This window comes from Stutzerimonas xanthomarina DSM 18231, from assembly GCF_900129835.1.
In the GTDB taxonomy this organism is placed as follows: domain Bacteria; phylum Pseudomonadota; class Gammaproteobacteria; order Pseudomonadales; family Pseudomonadaceae; genus Stutzerimonas; species Stutzerimonas xanthomarina.
Genome location: NZ_FQXA01000003.1, coordinates 588261 through 606395 on the forward strand (window position 1 = coordinate 588261; position 18135 = coordinate 606395).

Here is an 18135-nt window from a genome sequence, read left to right on the forward strand (position 1 = left end):
AGACTGCAGCGTTATCGCCAAAAAAAATTGTAACAATCCTTATTGAGGCCCTCCTCCGCGCCAGTAATCCGTTTGAGCGACAGTCTCTACTCTGCCAAATGACGCTTTAGAGCGCTTATGCCTCCCTCAATGGGCGACTAGCTTGGCTGGTGCCGGAGCGACGGCTTCGGCTGCCAAACAAGAACAATAAGGAGATTATCCAGTGCAGAGCGCTTTAAAGCCCCTCGCCCTCGCCATACTGCTGGCGGGCGTATCCGTCCCAGCTAACGCGGACACCAGCCCGTACAACCAATTCGTCAGCTTCGGCGACTCGCTGAGCGATGCTGGCAATTTTCCAGACGCCGGCAGCCCTCTCTTATCGGGCAACCCAACAGGCGGTCTGCGCTTTACCAACCGCACTGGACCGACCTACCTGGCCAACAACACCGAATATGCCGGACAGGTTGTTACCCAAGTACTCGCTAACCGCCTGGGCCTGCAGGCTCTGCCGTCGACACCGATCCTGCCGCGCCTCCTGACGGGCAATCCTGACGGCACGAACTATGCGGTGGGGGGTTACCGTACGGATCAAATTCTTGATTCGCTCGTCGGCACCTCGACCGTCGACGCTGGAGGCGGACTTACACGCAGCCGGCCAGGGTATCTGGTGCAAAACCCGCGGGTCGACCCGAATGGCCTGTACTACCTCAACGGTGGCGCCAACGATATTTTCCAGCTTCAAACCAACCCTGTGACCATGGCGCAAGCTGCTGGAAATATGGTCGCAGCAGTCGGCGCACTGCAAGCAGCCGGCGCGCGCTATATCGTTATCTCCGACCTGCCTGATGTGGGTAACACGCCATTGGGTAACAGCCGGCCGGGCTTCGGTAGCGTTTTGAACAACCTGAGCGACACGTTCAACGCTGAGCTCGCTGCTGGACTCCAGGCGCAGGGCGGCAACTACGTCCTGTTGAACAATCGGCTGTTGCTCTCGGAAGTTCGCGCCGACCCCGCTCGCTACGGATTCGATCCGAGCATCAACCAAACCGCTGTCTGCTTTGATGGCGGTAATTGCCCGCTCGACCCCACTTACGGTCTGGGTACCGCTAATGCTGACCCAAGCCGCCTGCTCTTCAACGATCAGGTGCACCCGACTACCGCAGTCCACCAGATCAGCGCCGATTATGTCTATTCGATTCTTTCGGCACCGGCAGAGGTATCGCTGCTGCCCGAGATGGGTCGCTCGGCACTGCGCAATCACCTGCAGTTACTCGACAATGAGCTCGCTGCGCAGCGTGGCAATTGGCAGTCGGTAGGTGTCTGGCGCAGCTTCGTTCAAGGCGGGTACAACCGTCCCGAATATGATGGCTTCGGTGGTGGCGACGGCGACAGCCCGACCCTTGCAGTCGGTATGAGCAATCGTATCAGCGAGCAGTGGTTGGCAGGGCTCAGTCTGGGTCTGGCGCAGAATTCGCTCAGCCTCGGGGCCGGAGATTCGGACTACGACATGCGCAGCTATCTGGCGACTGCGTTTGCCAGCTATCAACAGGACCGGTTGTTTGCGGACTTCAATGCCAGCGTTGGCTACCTTGATTACGACTCGCTGGACCGCACTTTTGCGCTCGGCGTAGCGGAGCGTTCTGAAAAAGGCAGCACCGAGGGCATGGCTTGGGGCGTGTCGGCCAAGACCGGTTTCAACCTGATGCAGATGGGAGATCCGGTACAGTTCGGCCCGTTCATCGGCGCCAGCTATCAGAAAATCGATGTAGACGGTTATAGCGAACAAGGCGTCAGGTCGACCGCTTTGACCTACGAAGACCAGGAGCTCGATTCACTTCGTTTGTCGGTTGGCCTGTTTGGCAGTTATGCATTGTCGGACCGCACTCGACTCCTTGGCGAGGTCGCGCGCGAGGTCGAGCGAGAGGATGAGCAGCGCGAAGATCTGCGCATGTCATTGAACAGCGTGCCGACCAACAGCTTTGAGCTGCCGGGTGCGACCCCGACGGGCGACCAGACCCGCTTCGGTGTCGGTATCGCGCACCAGCTGACGACAGGTCTCAGCGTCCGAGCCAATTACAACTACCAGGGCAACGACAACCGCAACCACGGAGTCGGGTTATCCCTGGCGCTGGATCTGTAAACCGCTACTCCTCCTTTGGCTGATTTGCCTGGCCGCTGCGCAGCATACGCAGCGGCCTTTTTTATCAAGGCTTGGCTAGCGCTGGTCTATCTGTTGCTGGAGGTTGGCAATCTGCCCTTGCAGTGTGTTGATGTTGCGGGTCATCTGGGCTCTGAACGCATCGAACTCTGACGTCACTACGCCGGGCGTAGCGGCAGGCCGGTTATCCAGCTCGCTGCGCAAGATCAGCACGTCCTGCTCCAAGCGACTGATCGCCTGACTGGCATCGCCTCTCTGTTTCAACGCTGCGACGTCTTTGCTCAGCCCGTCAATTCGACCAGACAGCTCGCCCAGCTCGTCCACCGAACCCTTCAGACCCGACATCGATGACGTGAGCGCGGCTTGTTCGCTTGCCACTTTTTTAACGGTATTGGCGAGCGCGGCAGTCGCGGACTGATGCCCTTGTACCTCAGTGGTGATGCGCTCGATCTGGCCGCCCTGGTCTTCCAGGCGCTTGTCCTGATTACCCTGTTTACCGGTCAGGCTCTGCTGCTGGGTAGTGATGGCCCGCTGTTGCTCAGCCAGGTCCAGCGCCTGCTTTTCAAGCTGCTTGATGCGCAGTTTCAAGGCCTCGCCTTCGGTGGTCACGCTGGATTCGGTCGCCACGATCTTGCCGGAAATATCCTGTAGCCGGCCGGTCGCGTCTTCGCTGATGCGCGCAAAGCTTTCCTGCGTGGCAACCAGTTGAGCCTCGAGCCTGGACACCTGCTGCAGACCCCACCAACCCAACGCGATCAGCAAGCCGAACAGCACCAAAATCAAGAACCACAGCGGCGTGGTGCTGGCGGCACGCCGCTTCTGGCGCGGCCGCGAATCATCGGCAGCCTGACTCTTCGACTTGCCGATCGGCTCTAGCTCCGGCGCTGGGTACGGATCGCGATCGCGGCCGGCGGTCAGGCTGGGTATGTTGTCCAGTTCGTCGTGAGCATCGTTGCGCATGGGATACCTTTAATGGCGCGAAGCGAGAGACAGCGCGCAGTATAACGATTCAGCCCAGGCACTTCAGCGCGAACACCACCCATAAACTGCACCCGGAACAGGCGTCCCGCGCCGCCGTGTATCAAGACCGTGCAAACCGACATAACGGGCAAGCGATCAGCTCGTCACGCGCCATGTTGGGAAGACTGCATCCAAGCGGCAAGGTCAACCACGGTGGGCTTCATCCTGCATTGCACATCGAAAGAGGTCAGCCCGAACAGGAACTGGTACGCCTGTTGCTTTGGCTTTGATGCCAGCGGATAGCGCTTTCCGACACGGATGTCGGGCCAAAACGCCAAGAACGGCCGATAGATTGGAGGATGAATCGTCATGGAGTTCAACAAGTCCGTACTGGATTGCATGCAGCAGCTGCGCCGTCGGCTGCGTGACGAGCAGCAGCTGAATATTCGTCTGAGCCAACCGGATGCAATCCAGGCCATGCTGACCGCCTATCTCTGCTCCGGTGATGAGATGACCCGGGACCTGGGCAAACAACTGGCCACGTACAGCGACATGCCCGCCCTCTTCACCCCGCCGTCCAAGCCAGCAGGCCGCAGCGGCCCCTCGGTACGCATCTACCGCGGCCAGCGAGTCCTTGGCTGATCCGCCTTAACAGATCAACCATTGCCTGGCAGAACGTGACAGCTGCTGCGTAAGCTCGGCGAGCAATTCACCGCCGTTGCGCCAGTGATGCCAATACAAGGGCACATCAATGGGTTCGCCTGAATAGATATCAACCAGCGCCCCGCTCGCCAACTCCGCGCCGACCTGCAGTTCAGGCACCAACCCCCATCCCAGGTCGCTTTGCAGCAGGCGGACAAAACCTTCTGACGAGGGGCACAGGTGATGGCTGAACGCCCCTTTCAGGCCCAGCGCTGCGAGATAGCGATGCTGCAGCTGGTCATCAGGACCGAAGACGATTGCCGGAGCCTTCAATAAGTCCTCGACTGGCGCGCCCGGTTTGATGTGCCGGGCGACATAAGCGGGACTGGCGAGTGCGCGGTAGCGCATGGCGCCGAGAAACTCGCTGCGCGCGCCGGCCAAAGGCCGTTCGACCGCGCACACGCACGCAGCAACCTCCCCCGCACGCATCCGTTTGAGCCCGACATCCTGATCTTCCAACACATGATCGAGTACCACGCCATGTCGAGTACAAAAAGGGGCGACTGCAGCCGGCCACCAGGTAGCCAAGCTGTCGGAGTTCAGCGCGATGCGCAGTCGCTCCGGCAGTCGGCTCTCGCCCAATTCCGGCACCTGCCCCTGCAAATCGCGTTCGAGCAGGCGCACCTGCTGCACATGGTTAAGCAAACGCCGACCAACCTCCGTTGGCTGGGGTGGCGAAACACGTAGCAGCACCGGTTGTCCCAACCGAGCCTCAAGCAGCTTGATGCGCTGCGACACCGCCGACTGCGACAGCCCCAACGACTGCGCAGCGCGATCAAATCCGGCTTGTTCAACCACCGCTGCCAAAGCGACCAGCAATTTGTAATCGAACATTCGATTTCCTAATGAGGCATTACCTAATTTCGTTTTTCTTATAAGACAACAGCACCGAAACTGCGAGCCTTCTCTTGACGACACAGGCAAAGCATCATGTGGCAGAGCTACTTCAACGGGCTTCTAATCACCGCCGGGCTGATCATTGCCATCGGTGCGCAGAATGCGTTTGTCCTGGCGCAGAGCCTGCGCCGCGAGCACCATCTACCGGTAGCTGCGCTCTGCATCCTCTGCGACATTCTGCTGGTTAGCATCGGCGTCTTCGGTCTCGCTGCGGTACTGGCCGAAAATCCGCTGCTGCTACAGATCACGCGATGGGGAGGCGTGCTGTTCTTACTGTTCTACGGTGCCATTGCGTTGCGCCGTGCTGCGCGCCCACAAGCCTTGCTGGAAAACGCCCAACGCGGCCCGCGCTCGCTTCAGAGCGTGTTGCTCGCCGCATTGGCCGTGACGTTGCTAAACCCGCACGTTTACCTCGACACGGTATTGCTGATTGGCTCACTCGGGGCGCAGCAACCCGAGCCCGCGGCTTATACGCTTGGGGCCGCGAGCGCCTCGACTCTGTGGTTTCTGATTCTGGCACTGGGGGGCGCCTGGCTTGCGCCTTGGCTAGCGCGGCCGCTGACCTGGCGACTGATCGACCTGGGCGTGGCGACGATGATGTTCACGGTAGCCGCGCAGCTTGTTGTCCTGGCCTAAGGAACGCCCAGTGTAATCGGAGGTCCACGCAGAGGGCCTCAGGCATCATCGCACCCTGCGCCAGAACCTTGCGACAAGGCTCTGGCCCTGGCTTTTCCACACAGTTGACGCGTGGTTTTGCCACAGGCTGGGTGCTATGATCCTTGGTCCGCGGGCATGGAGTGGAACGCTTCAGCCCGCCATCGCGGCCGCCCGTGATCGGCCAAAGAATGCGCACGCATGTAGCAAGCGAAGGGAAAGACAGGCGTAAACGGACGAACATCAGTGCAGTAGTTTTCTCCGTTCCGCGAGGCGTTGGTCACCAGCGCAGACTGCCTCCTTCCGAGCCGCATCTATTCTCGACACCTGAGCAGGAGATACACCATGGCTTTCGAATTGCCGCCGCTTCCGTTTGAAAAGAACGCCCTCGAGCCGCACATTTCCGCTGAAACTTTTGAATATCACCACGGCAAGCATCATCAGGCCTACGTGACCAACCTGAACAACCTGGTCCCAGGTACCGAGTTCGAAGGCAAGGACCTGGAAACCATCATCAAGACCTCTTCTGGTGGCATCTTCAACAATGCCGCTCAGGTCTGGAACCACACCTTCTTCTGGAACTGCATGGCCCCGAATGCCGGCGGCGAGCCGACTGGCGCCCTGGCTGATGCCATCAATGCTTCTTTCGGTTCCTTCGACAAGTTCAAGGAAGAGTTCACCAAGACCGCAATCGGCACCTTCGGCTCCGGCTGGGCGTGGCTGGTGAAGAAGTCCGACGGCAGCGTTGGCCTGGCGAGCACCATCGGTGCCGGCAACCCGATGACCGCTGGCGACAAGCCGCTGCTGACCTGCGACGTCTGGGAACACGCGTACTACATCGACTACCGCAATGCCCGTCCGAAGTTCGTCGAGGCATTCTGGAACGTCGTTAACTGGGACTTCGTCGCGAAGAATTTCGCTGGCTAAGCCGAGGCCTGCTTGAGGGCAGGACTGCCGGCCCTTCGCGCAAGCAAAAATGCCCGCATTCATGCGGGCATTTTTTTGCGTACGCAAAATGAAACGGCAGCTGCGTCGAGCGAATCAGACTCTGGCCATCTTGTTCGAGGCATCGCACGACGGCAAGCAGGTCAACACTGGCGGCAAGCGCAGGGAGAACAGTCGGGGCGCTGCCAGATGGCGCCTGCCCTAAGCCGGAACTCCGGATCGCAAAGCTGATGCGAGCGGCAGTCAATACCGCCCGCCAGGGTTCTTGAAATTCGCGAAGCGCAATCATGCCTTTGGCAAGGTCACTCCACGCTGGCCCTGATACTTGCCACCACGATCCCGGTAAGAGGTCTCGCACTCTTCATCCGATTCCAGGAACAGCATTTGCGCCACGCCTTCATTGGCGTAGATCTTCGCTGGCAACGTAGTGGTATTGGAGAACTCCAGGGTCACGTGGCCTTCCCACTCGGGTTCGAGTGGCGTGACATTGACGATGATCCCGCAGCGAGCATAGGTGCTCTTGCCCAGACAGATGGTCAGCACGTTACGCGGAATCCGGAAGTACTCGACCGTGCGCGCCAGTGCGAAAGAGTTCGGAGGGATGATGCAGACGTCGCTTTTGACGTCGACGAAGCTCTTCTCGTCGAAGTTCTTCGGATCGACGATCGCCGAATTGATGTTGGTGAATATCTTAAACTCGTCGGCGCAGCGCACATCATAGCCATAGCTGGACACGCCGTAGGAAATCAGGCGCTCGCTGCCCTCGGTCCGCACCTGGCGTTCCACGTAGGGTTCGATCATGCCGTGCTCCTGGGCCATCCGGCGAATCCACTTGTCCGATTTGATGCTCATGGCGGGCGTCCTGATTTGGCTAATATGTGGTAGATAAAGGCGTGCATCTTACCGAGCACATGGAGCCGGTTCAAAGGCCCCGAACCGCCTCCGTGCGTTGCATCTCTGACACGCCGGCCGGAAATTGAAAATAATGCTCGCATTGCGACAGAAATGGAGTATCTTTCATTGGCTGCTGCTGCATGTGTCACCGTGAATCGCTACATGTTTAGATTTCGATCCGATCATTGCTACGACTCCTAACTCCTTGCACACAGTCACCGTTCGGGGTATTTGCCCGTTCAAATTATCTCTACACCTTGTTCAAGGAGACATTTCAAATGTCCAATCGCCAAACCGGTACCGTTAAGTGGTTCAACGATGAGAAAGGCTTCGGCTTCATCACTCCGCAATCCGGTGACGACCTTTTCGTACACTTCCGCGCCATCCAAGGCGACGGTTTCAAGAGCCTGAAAGAAGGCCAGCAAGTTTCCTTCGTCGCTACTCGCGGCCAGAAGGGCATGCAAGCTGAGGAAGTTCAGGTTATCTAACCTGAAGCTTCTCTGCTGAAAAAGCCCCGCTTCGGCGGGGCTTTTTTATGCCTGCGATTTGCTACAGCTTCAGCAAGACCGGGCGAGAGACTGGCCTCTGGCTGACATTACGCTAAAAGATGCCCCCGCCGACTTTGTCCGTGGGAGCGGTCTTGACCGCGAAGCGACCCAAACCGTCGAACCACGTCACTGCCCCAACACGCTCAAAGTGGTGGCGCTCTCTGGCGGCTGCCTTTCAATTAATGACCGAGGAGATGGCAATAGGTGCGCTGCTCGAGCTGCGCCACACCCATATCCTAAAGAACAACGCCTACCTCGGCCTGATCCGCCACCGTCGATCAATCGTCGGACACACTGATGTTCGGCATCGACTGCGCGATGATCTGCCCGCTCATCGCGATCCGTGCACCGACGCTTCGAGCCATTTGCTGGTAGATCATCGCGATCTGGCTTTCCGGATCGGCAATCGTGGTGGGCTTGCCGGCATCGGCCTGGCTACGGATGGCGATCGACAGCGGCAACGAGGCCAGCAGCTCAACGTTGTACTGCGCTGCCAGCTTCTCGCCACCGCCTTCGCCGAACAGATGCTCCGCGTGCCCGCAGTTCGAGCAGATATGGATGGCCATGTTTTCCACGACACCCAGCACTGGAATGTTGACCTTACGGAACATCTCCACACCCTTCTTCGCATCCAGCAGCGCCAGATCCTGAGGCGTGGTGACGATGACCGCACCAACCACCGGCACCTTCTGCGCCAGAGTGAGTTGGATGTCACCGGTGCCCGGCGGCATGTCCACCACAAGGTAATCGAGATCATTCCACGCAGTCTGGGTGATGAGCTGCAGCAAGGCGCCGGATACCATCGGGCCACGCCACACCATCGGCGTCTTGTCATCGGCCAGAAACGCCATCGACATGATCTGCACACCGTGAGCCTCCAGCGGGATAAACGCCTTGTTGTCGCGAATTTTCGGGCGAGTGCCTTCTGGAATACCGAACATGATGCCCTGGCTCGGCCCGTAGATATCAGCATCCAGCACACCTACGCGCGCGCCCTCGCGCGCTAACGCCAGCGCCAAATTGGCGGCGGTGGTGGATTTCCCCACACCACCCTTGCCGGAGGCAACAGCAATGATGTTCTTCACGTTGGAGAGAGACGGCAGCTGATCCTGCGCCTTGTGCGAACGGATTACACAATCGACCTGAACGTCAGCGCGCGTCACGCCGTCAAGCTGCTCGACGGCCATCGCCAGCATTTGCGCCCAGCCGCTACGAAATAGACCGGCAGCGTAGCCCAGCTCGATCTGCACGCTGACGCGGTCGCCCTGAATCTCGATGGAACGCACGCAACCGGCGCTCACCGGGTCCTGGTTCAGGTTAGGGTCGGTGTACTGACGCAGTACGGCTTCCACAGCTTCGCGTGTGACGGTCATGACTACTCCCAAGAAAACCTAGTAAAACAGACGGGCATCTTACCCCGTGGTGCCGTATGGGCTCATCAACCGCGTCAACATGGCGCGGCACTCGATATTCGACATGCGCCACCCGCTCCAGTGCGGATGAAAAAAAACTGCGTGACCTTTATAGTGGCCGACTCACTTCGCAACCTCGACTGCAGATTTCCCAATGTCCGAAGCCCGTCAGATCCTCGTTACCAGTGCCTTGCCCTACGCCAACGGTTCGATTCACCTTGGCCATATGCTCGAGTACATCCAGACGGACATGTGGGTGCGGTTTCAGAAGCTGCGCGGCAACCAGTGCATTTATGTATGTGCCGATGACGCTCATGGCTCAGCCATCATGCTGCGTGCCGAAAAGGAAGGCATCACGCCCGAGCAACTGATCGCCAATGTGCAGGCCGAACACAGCGCCGACTTCGCGGACTTCCTGGTCAGTTTCGACAACTTCCATTCGACCCATTCGGAAGAGAACCGCGAGCTGTCCGAGATGATCTACACCCGCCTGCGCGATGCCGGCCACATCGCCACCCGCTCGGTGACCCAGTATTTCGATCCCGAGAAAGGCATGTTCCTCGCCGACCGCTTCATCAAGGGCACCTGCCCGAAGTGCGCCGCCGAAGACCAGTACGGCGACAACTGCGAAAAGTGCGGCGCCACCTACGAGCCCACCGAACTGAAGAACCCACGCTCGGCCATCTCCGGCGCCACGCCAGTGCTGCGCGACTCCAAGCACTTCTTCTTCAAGCTGCCCGACTTCGAGGCGATGCTGAAGGAATGGACCCGCAGCGGCAGCCTGCAGGAGTCGGTCGCCAACAAGATCGCCGAATGGCTCGACAGCGGCCTGCACGAGTGGGACATCTCCCGCGATGCGCCCTATTTCGGCTTCGAGATCCCCGATGAGCCCGGCAAGTACTTCTACGTCTGGCTGGACGCGCCGATCGGTTACATGGCCAGCTTCAAGAACCTCTGCGCGCGCCGCCCGGAGCTGGATTTCGATGCGTTCTGGAAGAAGGATTCCACCACTGAGCTTTACCACTTCATCGGTAAGGACATCATCAACTTCCACACCCTGTTCTGGCCCGCCATGCTCGAAGGTGCCGGCCTGCGCAAGCCTACCGCCGTTGCGGTGCACGGCTACCTGACGGTGAATGGGCAGAAGATGTCCAAGTCACGCGGCACCTTTATCAAGGCGCGCACCTACCTTGAACACCTGAACCCGGAATACCTGCGCTACTACTACGCCGCCAAGCTCGGCCGCGGCGTGGACGACCTGGACCTGAACCTTGAAGACTTCGTGCAGAAGGTCAATTCGGATCTGGTCGGCAAGGTCGTCAACATCGCCAGCCGTTGTGCAGGCTTCATTCACAAGGGTAACGGCGGCCTGATGGTCGAGCGCAACGCCGCACCGGAACTCACCGACGCCTTCCAGTCCGCCGCTCCGTCCATTGCCGACGCCTACGAAAACCGCGATTTCGCCCGCGCCATGCGCGAGATCATGGCGCTGGCCGACCGCGCCAATGCCTGGATTGCCGACAAGGCGCCCTGGGCACTGAACAAGCAGGACGGCATGCAGGATGAAGTCCAGGCCATCTGCGCCACCGGCATCAACCTGTTCCGCCAGCTGGTGATCTTCCTCAAGCCAGTGCTGCCCAATCTGGCCGCCGACGCCGAGCGCTTCCTGAACGTCGAGCCGCTGGGCTGGACCGACCTGCAAACGCTGCTGACCAACCATCAGCTGAACGCCTTCACCCCGCTATTGACCCGTATCGAGCCTGCCAAAATCGAAGCCATGATCGAATCCTCCAAGGAAGACCTCGCCTCTACCGAAACCGCCGCCCAACCGAGCGGCAATGGCGAGCTGACCAAAGAGCCCATCGCTGCCGAAATCGCCTTTGACGCCTTCGCCGCCGTGGACCTGCGCATCGCGCTGATCGAGAAGTGCGAATTCGTGAAAGGTGCGGATAAGCTGCTGCGCCTGACACTCGACATCGGCGATGCCAAGCGCAACGTTTTCTCCGGCATCAAGAGCGCCTACCCCGACCCAAGCAAACTGGAAGGTCGCCTGACCCTATACGTCGCCAACCTCGCCGCGCGCAAGATGAAGTTCGGCATCTCCGAAGGCATGGTGCTGGCTGCCGGCCCTGGCGGCGAAGAGATTTACCTGCTCAGCCCTGACAGCGGCGCCAAGCCCGGTCAGCGCGTGAAGTAACGATGTGATGCGAGAAGCCCGGCGCAATGCCGGGCTTTTCTTTTCGAAGCCGCTACGCTCCACCGCATTGAGCGCTGCCACTGCCCGGAGGCGGTTATGACTGATTCGCCTGACACCAATACATGTCCGATCTGCGGCGAGTTCAACCAGTGCGGCTTAGCCAACCCAGCCACTGCCACACGGCCTTGCTGGTGCTTCACCGCCGAAATAGCACCTGTAGCCCGCGATCAGATCCCGGACGACGCGCTGAACAAAGCCTGCATCTGCCCCCGTTGCGCGCGCGGCGAGTTGCCTTCAAAACCCTGATGCGCCTCGACCGCTTCCTCGCCAACCTGCCGCATTGCAGCCACCGCCAGGCGCGCCTGCTGCTAGCCTCGGGCCGTACTTCGGTAAATGGCGCGACGGTGTACGACGGCACCCAGGACGTTCGCGTGTTCGACCGAATCGAGCTGGATGGCCAGTTGCTGCAGGCCGGCAAACCAGCACGCTTCTTTATGCTGAACAAACCAGCCGGTTGCGTCAGCGCCACTGCGGATCCGAGAAATTCTACGGTGCTCGACCTGCTCCATGAACCGGACAAAGAAGAGCTGCACATCGCCGGCCGACTGGACTTCAACACCACCGGCCTGATGATCATCACCAACGACGGTCTTTGGTCACGTCGCCTGACGCAACCACAAAGCCTGTTGGGCAAAACCTACCTCGTGGAAACGGAAGCCCCCATCGACCCCAACTGCGTCGACCGCTTCGCCCAAGGTCTCTACTTTCGCTTCGAGAACCTCACCACCCTACCCGCCGAGCTCGAACTGCTCGGCTCGCACCAGGCTCGTTTGACCTTGCATGAAGGCCGCTACCATCAAGTCAAGCGCATGTTCGGCCACTTCAATAACAAGGTCACCGCGCTACACCGCGAACGCATGGGCCCATTGCTGCTTGACGACACTCTCGCTCATGGCCACTACCGCAGCCTGACCACGGAAGAAATCAAGCAAATCTGACCTCAGAGGTGAATAAACGTCGCACCCGCTTCTACTCACACCATCCTTCTGGTAAAAAGGCGCCACGCGGGCGTCGTATAATGGCATTACCTGAGCTTCCCAAGCTCATGACGAGGGTTCGATTCCCTTCGCCCGCTCCAGATACAACACGATAAGGCCCTGTGTTTACAGGGCTTTTTCGTTCCTGGCTTTTGGTGGTATCGAATAAGGGTTGAACGGGGCGAGCCGTACAGGCTGAGATCAGACGGACGTCAGCGCCTGGATGACGTGCTTAGGATCGTTATGGATGGCGCGCAGCAGAGCCTTTGCCGGCCCGGTCGGTTCACGTTGGCCTTGTTCCCAGTTACGCAGCGTACCCAGTTGAATATCGATCATGGCTGCCAACTTGGCTTGGGTCAGCCCGGTCGCCTTGCGGATCTCTTTCACCCGCAGCGAGTCAACGACGAACTCCCGCGAGGGTTCACGTTTGCCACGGTGAATCTGGTCCATCTGCTAGACGCCTTCCATAAGGTCTTCAAGTCGATGGATCATGACTTGCACCTGAAGTGCAGGCTTTCCTGTTCATGTTTGGGTGGTCGATTGTAAGGGCTGCTGCAGCCAAGAACGCGCCACTGACGCGTGCGGCTTTCGCCTAGATCGTCGCGCGATGCTTTAATTATTCGGGCACTGGAATCGTCATTGGAGCGTATTTTGAAAACAGTAGACCCAGTCGTCTTCATGCAGATCAACGATCTACTCTGCCGGTTCTTCTTGACCTTCGATAGCCGGGATTGGCCAGCCATGGTTGAATGCCTGGCGCCTCAGGTCGCGATTGATTACTCGTCCTCGGGGCGCGAGCAGCCGATGTCGATGTCCGGTCCGGACTTTGTCAGCCGCAGGCAGAACGCTGTAGACACGCTGGCCAAGCACCATAGCTTTTCCAACCTCTTGATTACGCCTAGCGCAGACGAGCATGTCGTCGGGGCGCGGTGCAATTACCTGATTCTTCGCTTTGACCCGGCCGGCTCGGACGCGGACTTTTTCCACTCGTGTGGCAGCTATGAGTTCGGCTTCGAGAACATCGACAGCGACTGGAAGATTTCGAGCATCAAGCAGAACACGCTGCGCAGCTGGGGCAACGCAAGTCTGCATGGCGGAACGTCAAAAGGGAAAGCCTGACCAGCTATTCGAGTAGTAAAAAAGCCCTGCCGGTCAGATGCGCAGGGCTTTTTTTTCCGTCGCTAGTGAATCAATTGCTCGGGCAAGCCGGCAGCGCGGACCGATTCTGCGTGCCGTCGTTGCGCGTGAACTCGCAGCCATAGGCGGGATTGGCTACGACGCGCGGGTTAAGGACGTTATCGCCGGCCGGCTTGATGCCCTGCTGCTCCCACTGCAGCATCGCCGCCATCGCTTCGACCTGTTCCTGGTAGGTGAAATCGCAGTGGCTAGGCGCACGAATGGCGCGTTGCACCAGCAATTCCCCATTGCCATTGGCTTCGGCGTTGCGACGATAGATCTGCTGATGCTTGAACGGCACGTACAGGTCGCCGAGGGTGTGAATGCTGACCACCGGGACGTTGAACTGGCCGTTCACGACCGGAATCCAGCGCAGGCCGTCCGGGCGGATGCTGTTGGCCGGCGGATGTCCGATTACGCGGATGATCGCGTCATTGAATTCACGCTCCTCACGAGACATCGCCTTGTTCGTATCGAACTGGTAGCGCGTGGCGAGGTTGCCCGAGAGCGAATCGGCGAGGATGCCGTCGACCGAGCCATCACGGCCCCCCGTCCCCAACACGACACTTTGCAGGCTGGTACGGAAGCCTTCGGCAAAGATCGGGCGCTCGCCACCGCTGAGCTCACGCACGATGCCTTCCAGTTTCTCGCCCTGTGGTGATGGATCGGTCGGATAGGTTTCCCACAGCGCACCGATGATCTGCGGCAGCTTGGCCTGGAAGTCGGTCGCCGGGAAGCTGGTCGGGCCCTGACCTGCCAGGTGCTGCGCGGCCAGGGTGAAGTTCATCAGATACTCGAACTCGTACACATCGCCGGTCACGCCGCACATTGGCACCGAGCCGCTGTAGCGCACCGGATTGTTCGCGGTGGCGTAGGTCTCGGCCTCGACCGCAGCGGCCGCGACGTGGCCACCCATGGAGTGCCCGGTAATATAGGTTTTGCTCGGCTCTGCCTTGCCGGTCAGGCTGCTGAAGGCCAGCGCCAGGGCGTTGGTGTCTTCAATGCCGACGCGCACATCGTAGTAATTCTTGCTGTAGCTGGAGGCGGCCCAGGCATAGCCCTGTTGCAGCAGCCATGGTCGGATTGGCGGTGGCCCCACGGTAAGCTCCGGGCCTGTGCCCCGAAAGCCGTGCGCGTACATCACCAACATGCCGTTCCAGTTTGGCGGCACTTCGATCTGGTACGACGAACCCTCGTAAATACCGGTCCAGCGCTCGCTGGGCAGGCCGGGGAAAGCAGCTAGCGGCGAGACGATTGGAACGAAGACGCGCAAATCCTGTACGCGGGACTCGCTATGGGACACCGGTGGTTTGATCGGTTTCGACCGTGCCTGAACATCGGCAGCGATTCCGATGGTGCCAACCAGCATGACGCCAGCGGCGGTACGCGCACAGGCTGAAGCCAACTTGCTTGGGAGCATGAGAGGTTCCTCGGTGGTTTATTGTTTTTGTTCTAGCGATGCGAGCTTTGCCGGGCATGCCAAGCGCAAGCGGTACGCGCACTCCAGACTAACCGTGGCAGAAAGCTTGGACCTGTCAAACGATCCGGCTGCTCGGAGGATGGGCGGCTATGTCGTCTCGGAAATATCACAACTGACGTCGTGCTTATGAAAGGCACGTTCGGCAAACGAAGTGAGCGCAGGGTGACGAGCAGAGACCATGTCTCTGACGTCACGTGACGGGAACTGGATGGCGGACGCCATGCAATCGGAGGGAGGGTGTAGCGGCGTTAGCAGTTACCCTTCTTGGCCTGGCCCGGCGGGCAATGGTTGCCGCCATGGCCACCGCCATCACCGATGTCGATACCGACTCCTGGCAAGCGCAGGCTGCAGCCAGTCATCAACAGAGCCGCCAGCACGACGGCCGCGGCGCGAGTCATTACGGATTGCGCTTTCATTGGAATACTCCTGAATTTCCTGATGGGCGCCGAAGCCCGGCGCCTGGAAGGCAGTATCCACTGCTGCGCCACTGGGCGACAGCGGCATCTACCATTTGAATCCGGTGGCAGGCGAAGGTGACTCGACAGGATCATCGCCAGCGGGCGACGATCCTGTCGAGGCCTGCTCAGCCCGCGTGGTACTCGGCGTCAGCCACTTCGAAGCGCTGCTGAATGGAAGCCGCCGGCTCCTTGCCCATGATGCTCACCACATAGATGGCGATGCTGGCAAGGATGAAGCCGGGAATGATTTCGTACAGCCCGAGACCGATGAATTCCTTCCACACCACCACGGTGATCGCGCCGACCAGCATGCCGGCGAGCGCGCCGTTGCGAGTCATGCGTTTCCACACCAGGGAGATCAGCACCACCGGGCCAAAGGCAGCGCCGAAGCCGGCCCAGGCGTAGGACACGAGACCCAACACTTTACTGTCCGGATTCGAGGCGATGCCGATGGCAATCAAGGCAATCAGCAGCACCATGCCGCGGCCAACCCAGACCAGTTCAGTCTGCGATGCGCCCTTGCGCAGGAAGGCTTTGTAGAAGTCCTGGGTCAGTGCGCTGGAACTAACCAACAGCTGCGCGCTGAGCGTACTCATGACGGCAGCCAGTACGCCGGAAAGGATGATGCCGGCGACCCAGGGGTTGAACATCAGCTTGACCAGTTCCATGAACACGCGCTCGCCATTCTCGGTGACCGGGCCGGCCAGTGCAGGGTTATCCGCGAAGTAGGCGATACCGAGGAAGCCCACAACCACGGCGCCGGCGAGCGTCAGGATCATCCAGGCCATGCCGATGCGACGGGCGTTGGGGATGGTTTTCACCGAATCGGCGGCCATGAAGCGCACCAGGATGTGCGGTTGCCCGAAATAGCCAAGACCCCAGCCGAGCAGCGAGATGATCGCGATGAAGGACAAGCCTTTGAACATGTCGAAATTCGAAGGGTCCTGCGCGGCGATGGTGTCCATGGCGGTGCCAAGGTCGCCCAGGGCGAGGATAACGAACACCGGCGTGATCAACAGCGCGAAGATCATCAGCGTGGCCTGAACGGTATCGGTCCAGCTCACCGCAAGGAAACCGCCGATAAACACGTAGAGGATGGTCGCCGCCGCGCCTATCCACAGCGCCGTACCGTAATCCATGCCGAAGGTCGACTCGAACAATCGCGCGCCCGCCACTACGCCGGAGGCGCAGTAAATAGTGAAGAACACCAGAATCACCAACGCCGAGAAGATCCGCAGCAGGCGGCTGGTGTCCTCGAAACGATGGGAGAAATAGTCCGGAAGGGTCAGCGCATTGTGGTTGTGCTCGGTGTGCACACGCAGCCGCCCGGCGACGAAAATCCAGTTAAGCCAGGCGCCGGCGATGAGGCCGATGGCGATCCAGCTTTCAGACAGGCCGGCAACGAAAATTGCGCCGGGCAGGCCCATCAGCAGCCAGCCGCTCATGCCCGATGCGCCTGCCGAAAGGGCCGTGACGAAACTGCCTAGGCTGCGTCCGCCGAGGATGTAGTCATCGAAGTTCTTGGTGGCGCGGTAGGCGGTGAAGCCGATAAGAATCATCGCCGCGATGTAGATCACGAAGGTGATCAGAGTGGGGGTGCTCACATTCATTGGTGTTGTTTTCCTTGTGCTGCGGGGACGTAGCCCCCGCCTCCACTGACGAAACGCGAGCGCTTGTGGCGCTGCGTTGGCAACGGACGGTCGGGTTTAGAAGGAAAGCATAGCGTCTCGAAGCACTCTTCGCTCATGACCGGACAGTTTTGTCCGGGAAAGGTGCGAACGGGACGACCTATGGATGTTCCGCTGAGTGGCCAGGGATGAACCGGTCGTGCGGCGGTTCGCTTCGATCTCACTGCTGTCGCAGTCAGCGGTCGATGATTTGCCTACGTATGTGCGCCAGGCGTGCCAGCAAGCGGTTCTGCGCCGGGATCGAGATGCCCTCAGCGGTCATCGCCACCTGCAGATCTTCAGCCAGCGCGTTGAAATCGCTGCGCGTCAACTCCCAAACCCTTATGGCTCTCTCCATACTGTCGCCGCAGTAGACGCAGGGGCCACCCGCCTCGATGCAGAACTGCTCGATCAGTTTGGCGTGCAGCCGCTGGATATCGATGTCCTGAAAATGCTCGGCGGTGCGACACCCAGCAATAAGCAGAACAGCACTGGCTGACTCCCGCCATCTCGACGATTACCGTCGAACCACCGCCTTCCTTGGTAAGCTGCTGGCCTGATCACGCCGGCCTATTGCCATCAGTTGATCAGCATAATTTTCGCTTCTGCCTACGCCGTTATCGGATTCAATTACCGCTACGCACAAACGGATTGTCCCGGCTACGGTCTCACTCTGAGTAGCTGCACCTTTCAGTGCGGCTCCATCGCACCCCCGAGGAGACCCGCCATGACAGTCAACATCGATACTGCAAACGGCACCTGTTCAACCACACTCGAAAACGCCACCCATACCTGCGCCATCAAGGACGTGCGAGTTTCGACAGATCCAGCAGCTCGGATGTCCATGGCTCATATCAGCGGCCATAGCGTTCACGTGACCGAAGACATGGCCGAGCATTTGATCGCAGCAGGCGCGAAGGACGATCGCAAGAACCTCGTTGTCGACGACTAACCACGCCACATAAGCCATC

General features: G+C 59.6%; 19 protein-coding genes and 1 tRNA gene. 11 read left to right on the forward strand and 9 right to left on the reverse strand.

Features of this window, described 5'->3' with window-relative positions; genetic code table 11:
• Positions 1 to 202 precede the first annotated feature (202 nt).
• Positions 203 to 2119, forward strand: a complete 1917-nt coding sequence (locus BUE09_RS10735; RefSeq protein WP_073300971.1) for an autotransporter domain-containing protein — start codon at positions 203 to 205, stop codon at positions 2117 to 2119.
• A gap of 75 nt (positions 2120 to 2194) precedes the next feature.
• On the opposite strand, the gene BUE09_RS10740 is transcribed toward BUE09_RS10735, so the two are convergent.
• The gene (locus tag BUE09_RS10740; RefSeq protein WP_073300972.1) at positions 2195 to 3097 is read right to left on the reverse strand and encodes an ATPase; all 903 of its coding nucleotides are present in this window, start codon (positions 3095 to 3097) and stop codon (positions 2195 to 2197) included.
• Between the two features lie 369 nt (positions 3098 to 3466).
• Between BUE09_RS10740 and BUE09_RS10750 the strand changes: the two genes are divergently transcribed.
• A complete protein-coding gene (locus tag BUE09_RS10750) occupies positions 3467 to 3739 on the forward strand; it encodes a hypothetical protein (RefSeq protein WP_073300974.1) in 273 nt (90 codons plus the stop codon).
• A 6-nt stretch (positions 3740 to 3745) separates the two neighbouring features.
• Here BUE09_RS10750 and BUE09_RS10755 read toward each other — a convergent pair whose 3' ends face one another.
• Complete coding sequence (locus BUE09_RS10755) at positions 3746 to 4633, reverse strand: LysR family transcriptional regulator ArgP (protein WP_073300975.1); 888 nt, start codon at positions 4631 to 4633, stop codon at positions 3746 to 3748.
• A gap of 96 nt (positions 4634 to 4729) precedes the next feature.
• Here BUE09_RS10755 and BUE09_RS10760 point away from each other — a divergent pair, with 96 nt between their 5' ends.
• Both BUE09_RS10760 and BUE09_RS10765 read left to right on the forward strand, forming a co-directional pair.
• On the forward strand, positions 4730 to 5332 hold the full coding sequence (locus BUE09_RS10760; RefSeq protein ID WP_073300976.1) for a LysE/ArgO family amino acid transporter: 603 nt from the start codon (positions 4730 to 4732) through the stop codon (positions 5330 to 5332).
• Between the two features lie 363 nt (positions 5333 to 5695).
• Positions 5696 to 6277 (forward strand): superoxide dismutase, encoded by a 582-nt coding sequence (locus BUE09_RS10765; protein ID WP_073300977.1) that lies wholly within the window; start codon positions 5696 to 5698, stop codon positions 6275 to 6277.
• A gap of 303 nt (positions 6278 to 6580) precedes the next feature.
• Here the strand turns inward: BUE09_RS10765 and dcd are convergent, their stop codons facing one another.
• Positions 6581 to 7147 (reverse strand): dCTP deaminase, encoded by a 567-nt coding sequence (gene dcd, locus BUE09_RS10770; RefSeq protein ID WP_073300978.1) that lies wholly within the window; start codon positions 7145 to 7147, stop codon positions 6581 to 6583.
• A gap of 320 nt (positions 7148 to 7467) precedes the next feature.
• Here dcd and BUE09_RS10775 point away from each other — a divergent pair, with 320 nt between their 5' ends.
• Entirely contained in the window at positions 7468 to 7677 is a 210-nt protein-coding gene (locus BUE09_RS10775; protein WP_003282211.1) for a cold-shock protein, read from the forward strand.
• 338 nt (positions 7678 to 8015) lie between these two features.
• Here the strand turns inward: BUE09_RS10775 and apbC are convergent, their stop codons facing one another.
• Positions 8016 to 9110 (reverse strand): iron-sulfur cluster carrier protein ApbC, encoded by a 1095-nt coding sequence (gene apbC / locus BUE09_RS10780; protein WP_073300979.1) that lies wholly within the window; start codon positions 9108 to 9110, stop codon positions 8016 to 8018.
• 193 nt (positions 9111 to 9303) lie between these two features.
• Between apbC and metG the strand changes: the two genes are divergently transcribed.
• The 4 genes from metG (at position 9304) to BUE09_RS10800 (ending at position 12484) form a co-directional block, all read left to right on the forward strand.
• Positions 9304 to 11346, forward strand: a complete 2043-nt coding sequence (gene metG, locus BUE09_RS10785) for a methionine--tRNA ligase (protein WP_073300980.1) — start codon at positions 9304 to 9306, stop codon at positions 11344 to 11346.
• 96 nt (positions 11347 to 11442) lie between these two features.
• A complete protein-coding gene (locus BUE09_RS10790) occupies positions 11443 to 11652 on the forward strand; it encodes a cysteine-rich CWC family protein (protein WP_073300981.1) in 210 nt (69 codons plus the stop codon).
• Positions 11652 to 12344, forward strand: coding sequence for a pseudouridine synthase (locus tag BUE09_RS10795; protein ID WP_073300982.1), 693 nt, complete (start codon positions 11652 to 11654; stop codon positions 12342 to 12344). The genes BUE09_RS10790 and BUE09_RS10795 overlap by 1 nt, the downstream gene beginning before the upstream one ends.
• Positions 12345 to 12410: 66 nt before the next feature.
• Positions 12411 to 12484, forward strand: a tRNA-Gly gene (locus tag BUE09_RS10800).
• A gap of 100 nt (positions 12485 to 12584) precedes the next feature.
• Here BUE09_RS10800 and BUE09_RS10805 read toward each other — a convergent pair.
• Positions 12585 to 12833, reverse strand: coding sequence for a helix-turn-helix domain-containing protein (locus tag BUE09_RS10805; RefSeq protein WP_231975567.1), 249 nt, complete (start codon positions 12831 to 12833; stop codon positions 12585 to 12587).
• Between the two features lie 201 nt (positions 12834 to 13034).
• Between BUE09_RS10805 and BUE09_RS10810 the strand changes: the two genes are divergently transcribed.
• Entirely contained in the window at positions 13035 to 13502 is a 468-nt protein-coding gene (locus tag BUE09_RS10810) for a nuclear transport factor 2 family protein (RefSeq protein ID WP_073301040.1), read from the forward strand.
• A 70-nt stretch (positions 13503 to 13572) separates the two neighbouring features.
• Here BUE09_RS10810 and BUE09_RS10815 read toward each other — a convergent pair whose 3' ends face one another.
• The 4 genes from BUE09_RS10815 to BUE09_RS20115 all read right to left on the reverse strand — a co-directional run bounded on the left by BUE09_RS10815 (position 13573) and on the right by BUE09_RS20115 (position 17648).
• On the reverse strand, positions 13573 to 14979 hold the full coding sequence (locus BUE09_RS10815; protein ID WP_073300983.1) for an alpha/beta hydrolase: 1407 nt from the start codon (positions 14977 to 14979) through the stop codon (positions 13573 to 13575).
• A gap of 308 nt (positions 14980 to 15287) precedes the next feature.
• The gene (locus BUE09_RS20390) at positions 15288 to 15455 is read right to left on the reverse strand and encodes a hypothetical protein (protein WP_167369782.1); all 168 of its coding nucleotides are present in this window, start codon (positions 15453 to 15455) and stop codon (positions 15288 to 15290) included.
• 167 nt (positions 15456 to 15622) lie between these two features.
• On the reverse strand, positions 15623 to 17107 hold the full coding sequence (gene putP / locus BUE09_RS10820) for a sodium/proline symporter PutP (protein ID WP_073300984.1): 1485 nt from the start codon (positions 17105 to 17107) through the stop codon (positions 15623 to 15625).
• Positions 17108 to 17360: 253 nt separating this feature from the next.
• Entirely contained in the window at positions 17361 to 17648 is a 288-nt protein-coding gene (locus BUE09_RS20115) for a globin domain-containing protein (RefSeq protein WP_143164655.1), read from the reverse strand.
• Positions 17649 to 17891: 243 nt separating this feature from the next.
• Between BUE09_RS20115 and BUE09_RS10830 the strand changes: the two genes are divergently transcribed.
• On the forward strand, positions 17892 to 18116 hold the full coding sequence (locus tag BUE09_RS10830; protein ID WP_073300986.1) for a DUF3203 family protein: 225 nt from the start codon (positions 17892 to 17894) through the stop codon (positions 18114 to 18116).
• The last annotated feature ends 19 nt before the right edge of the window (positions 18117 to 18135 follow it).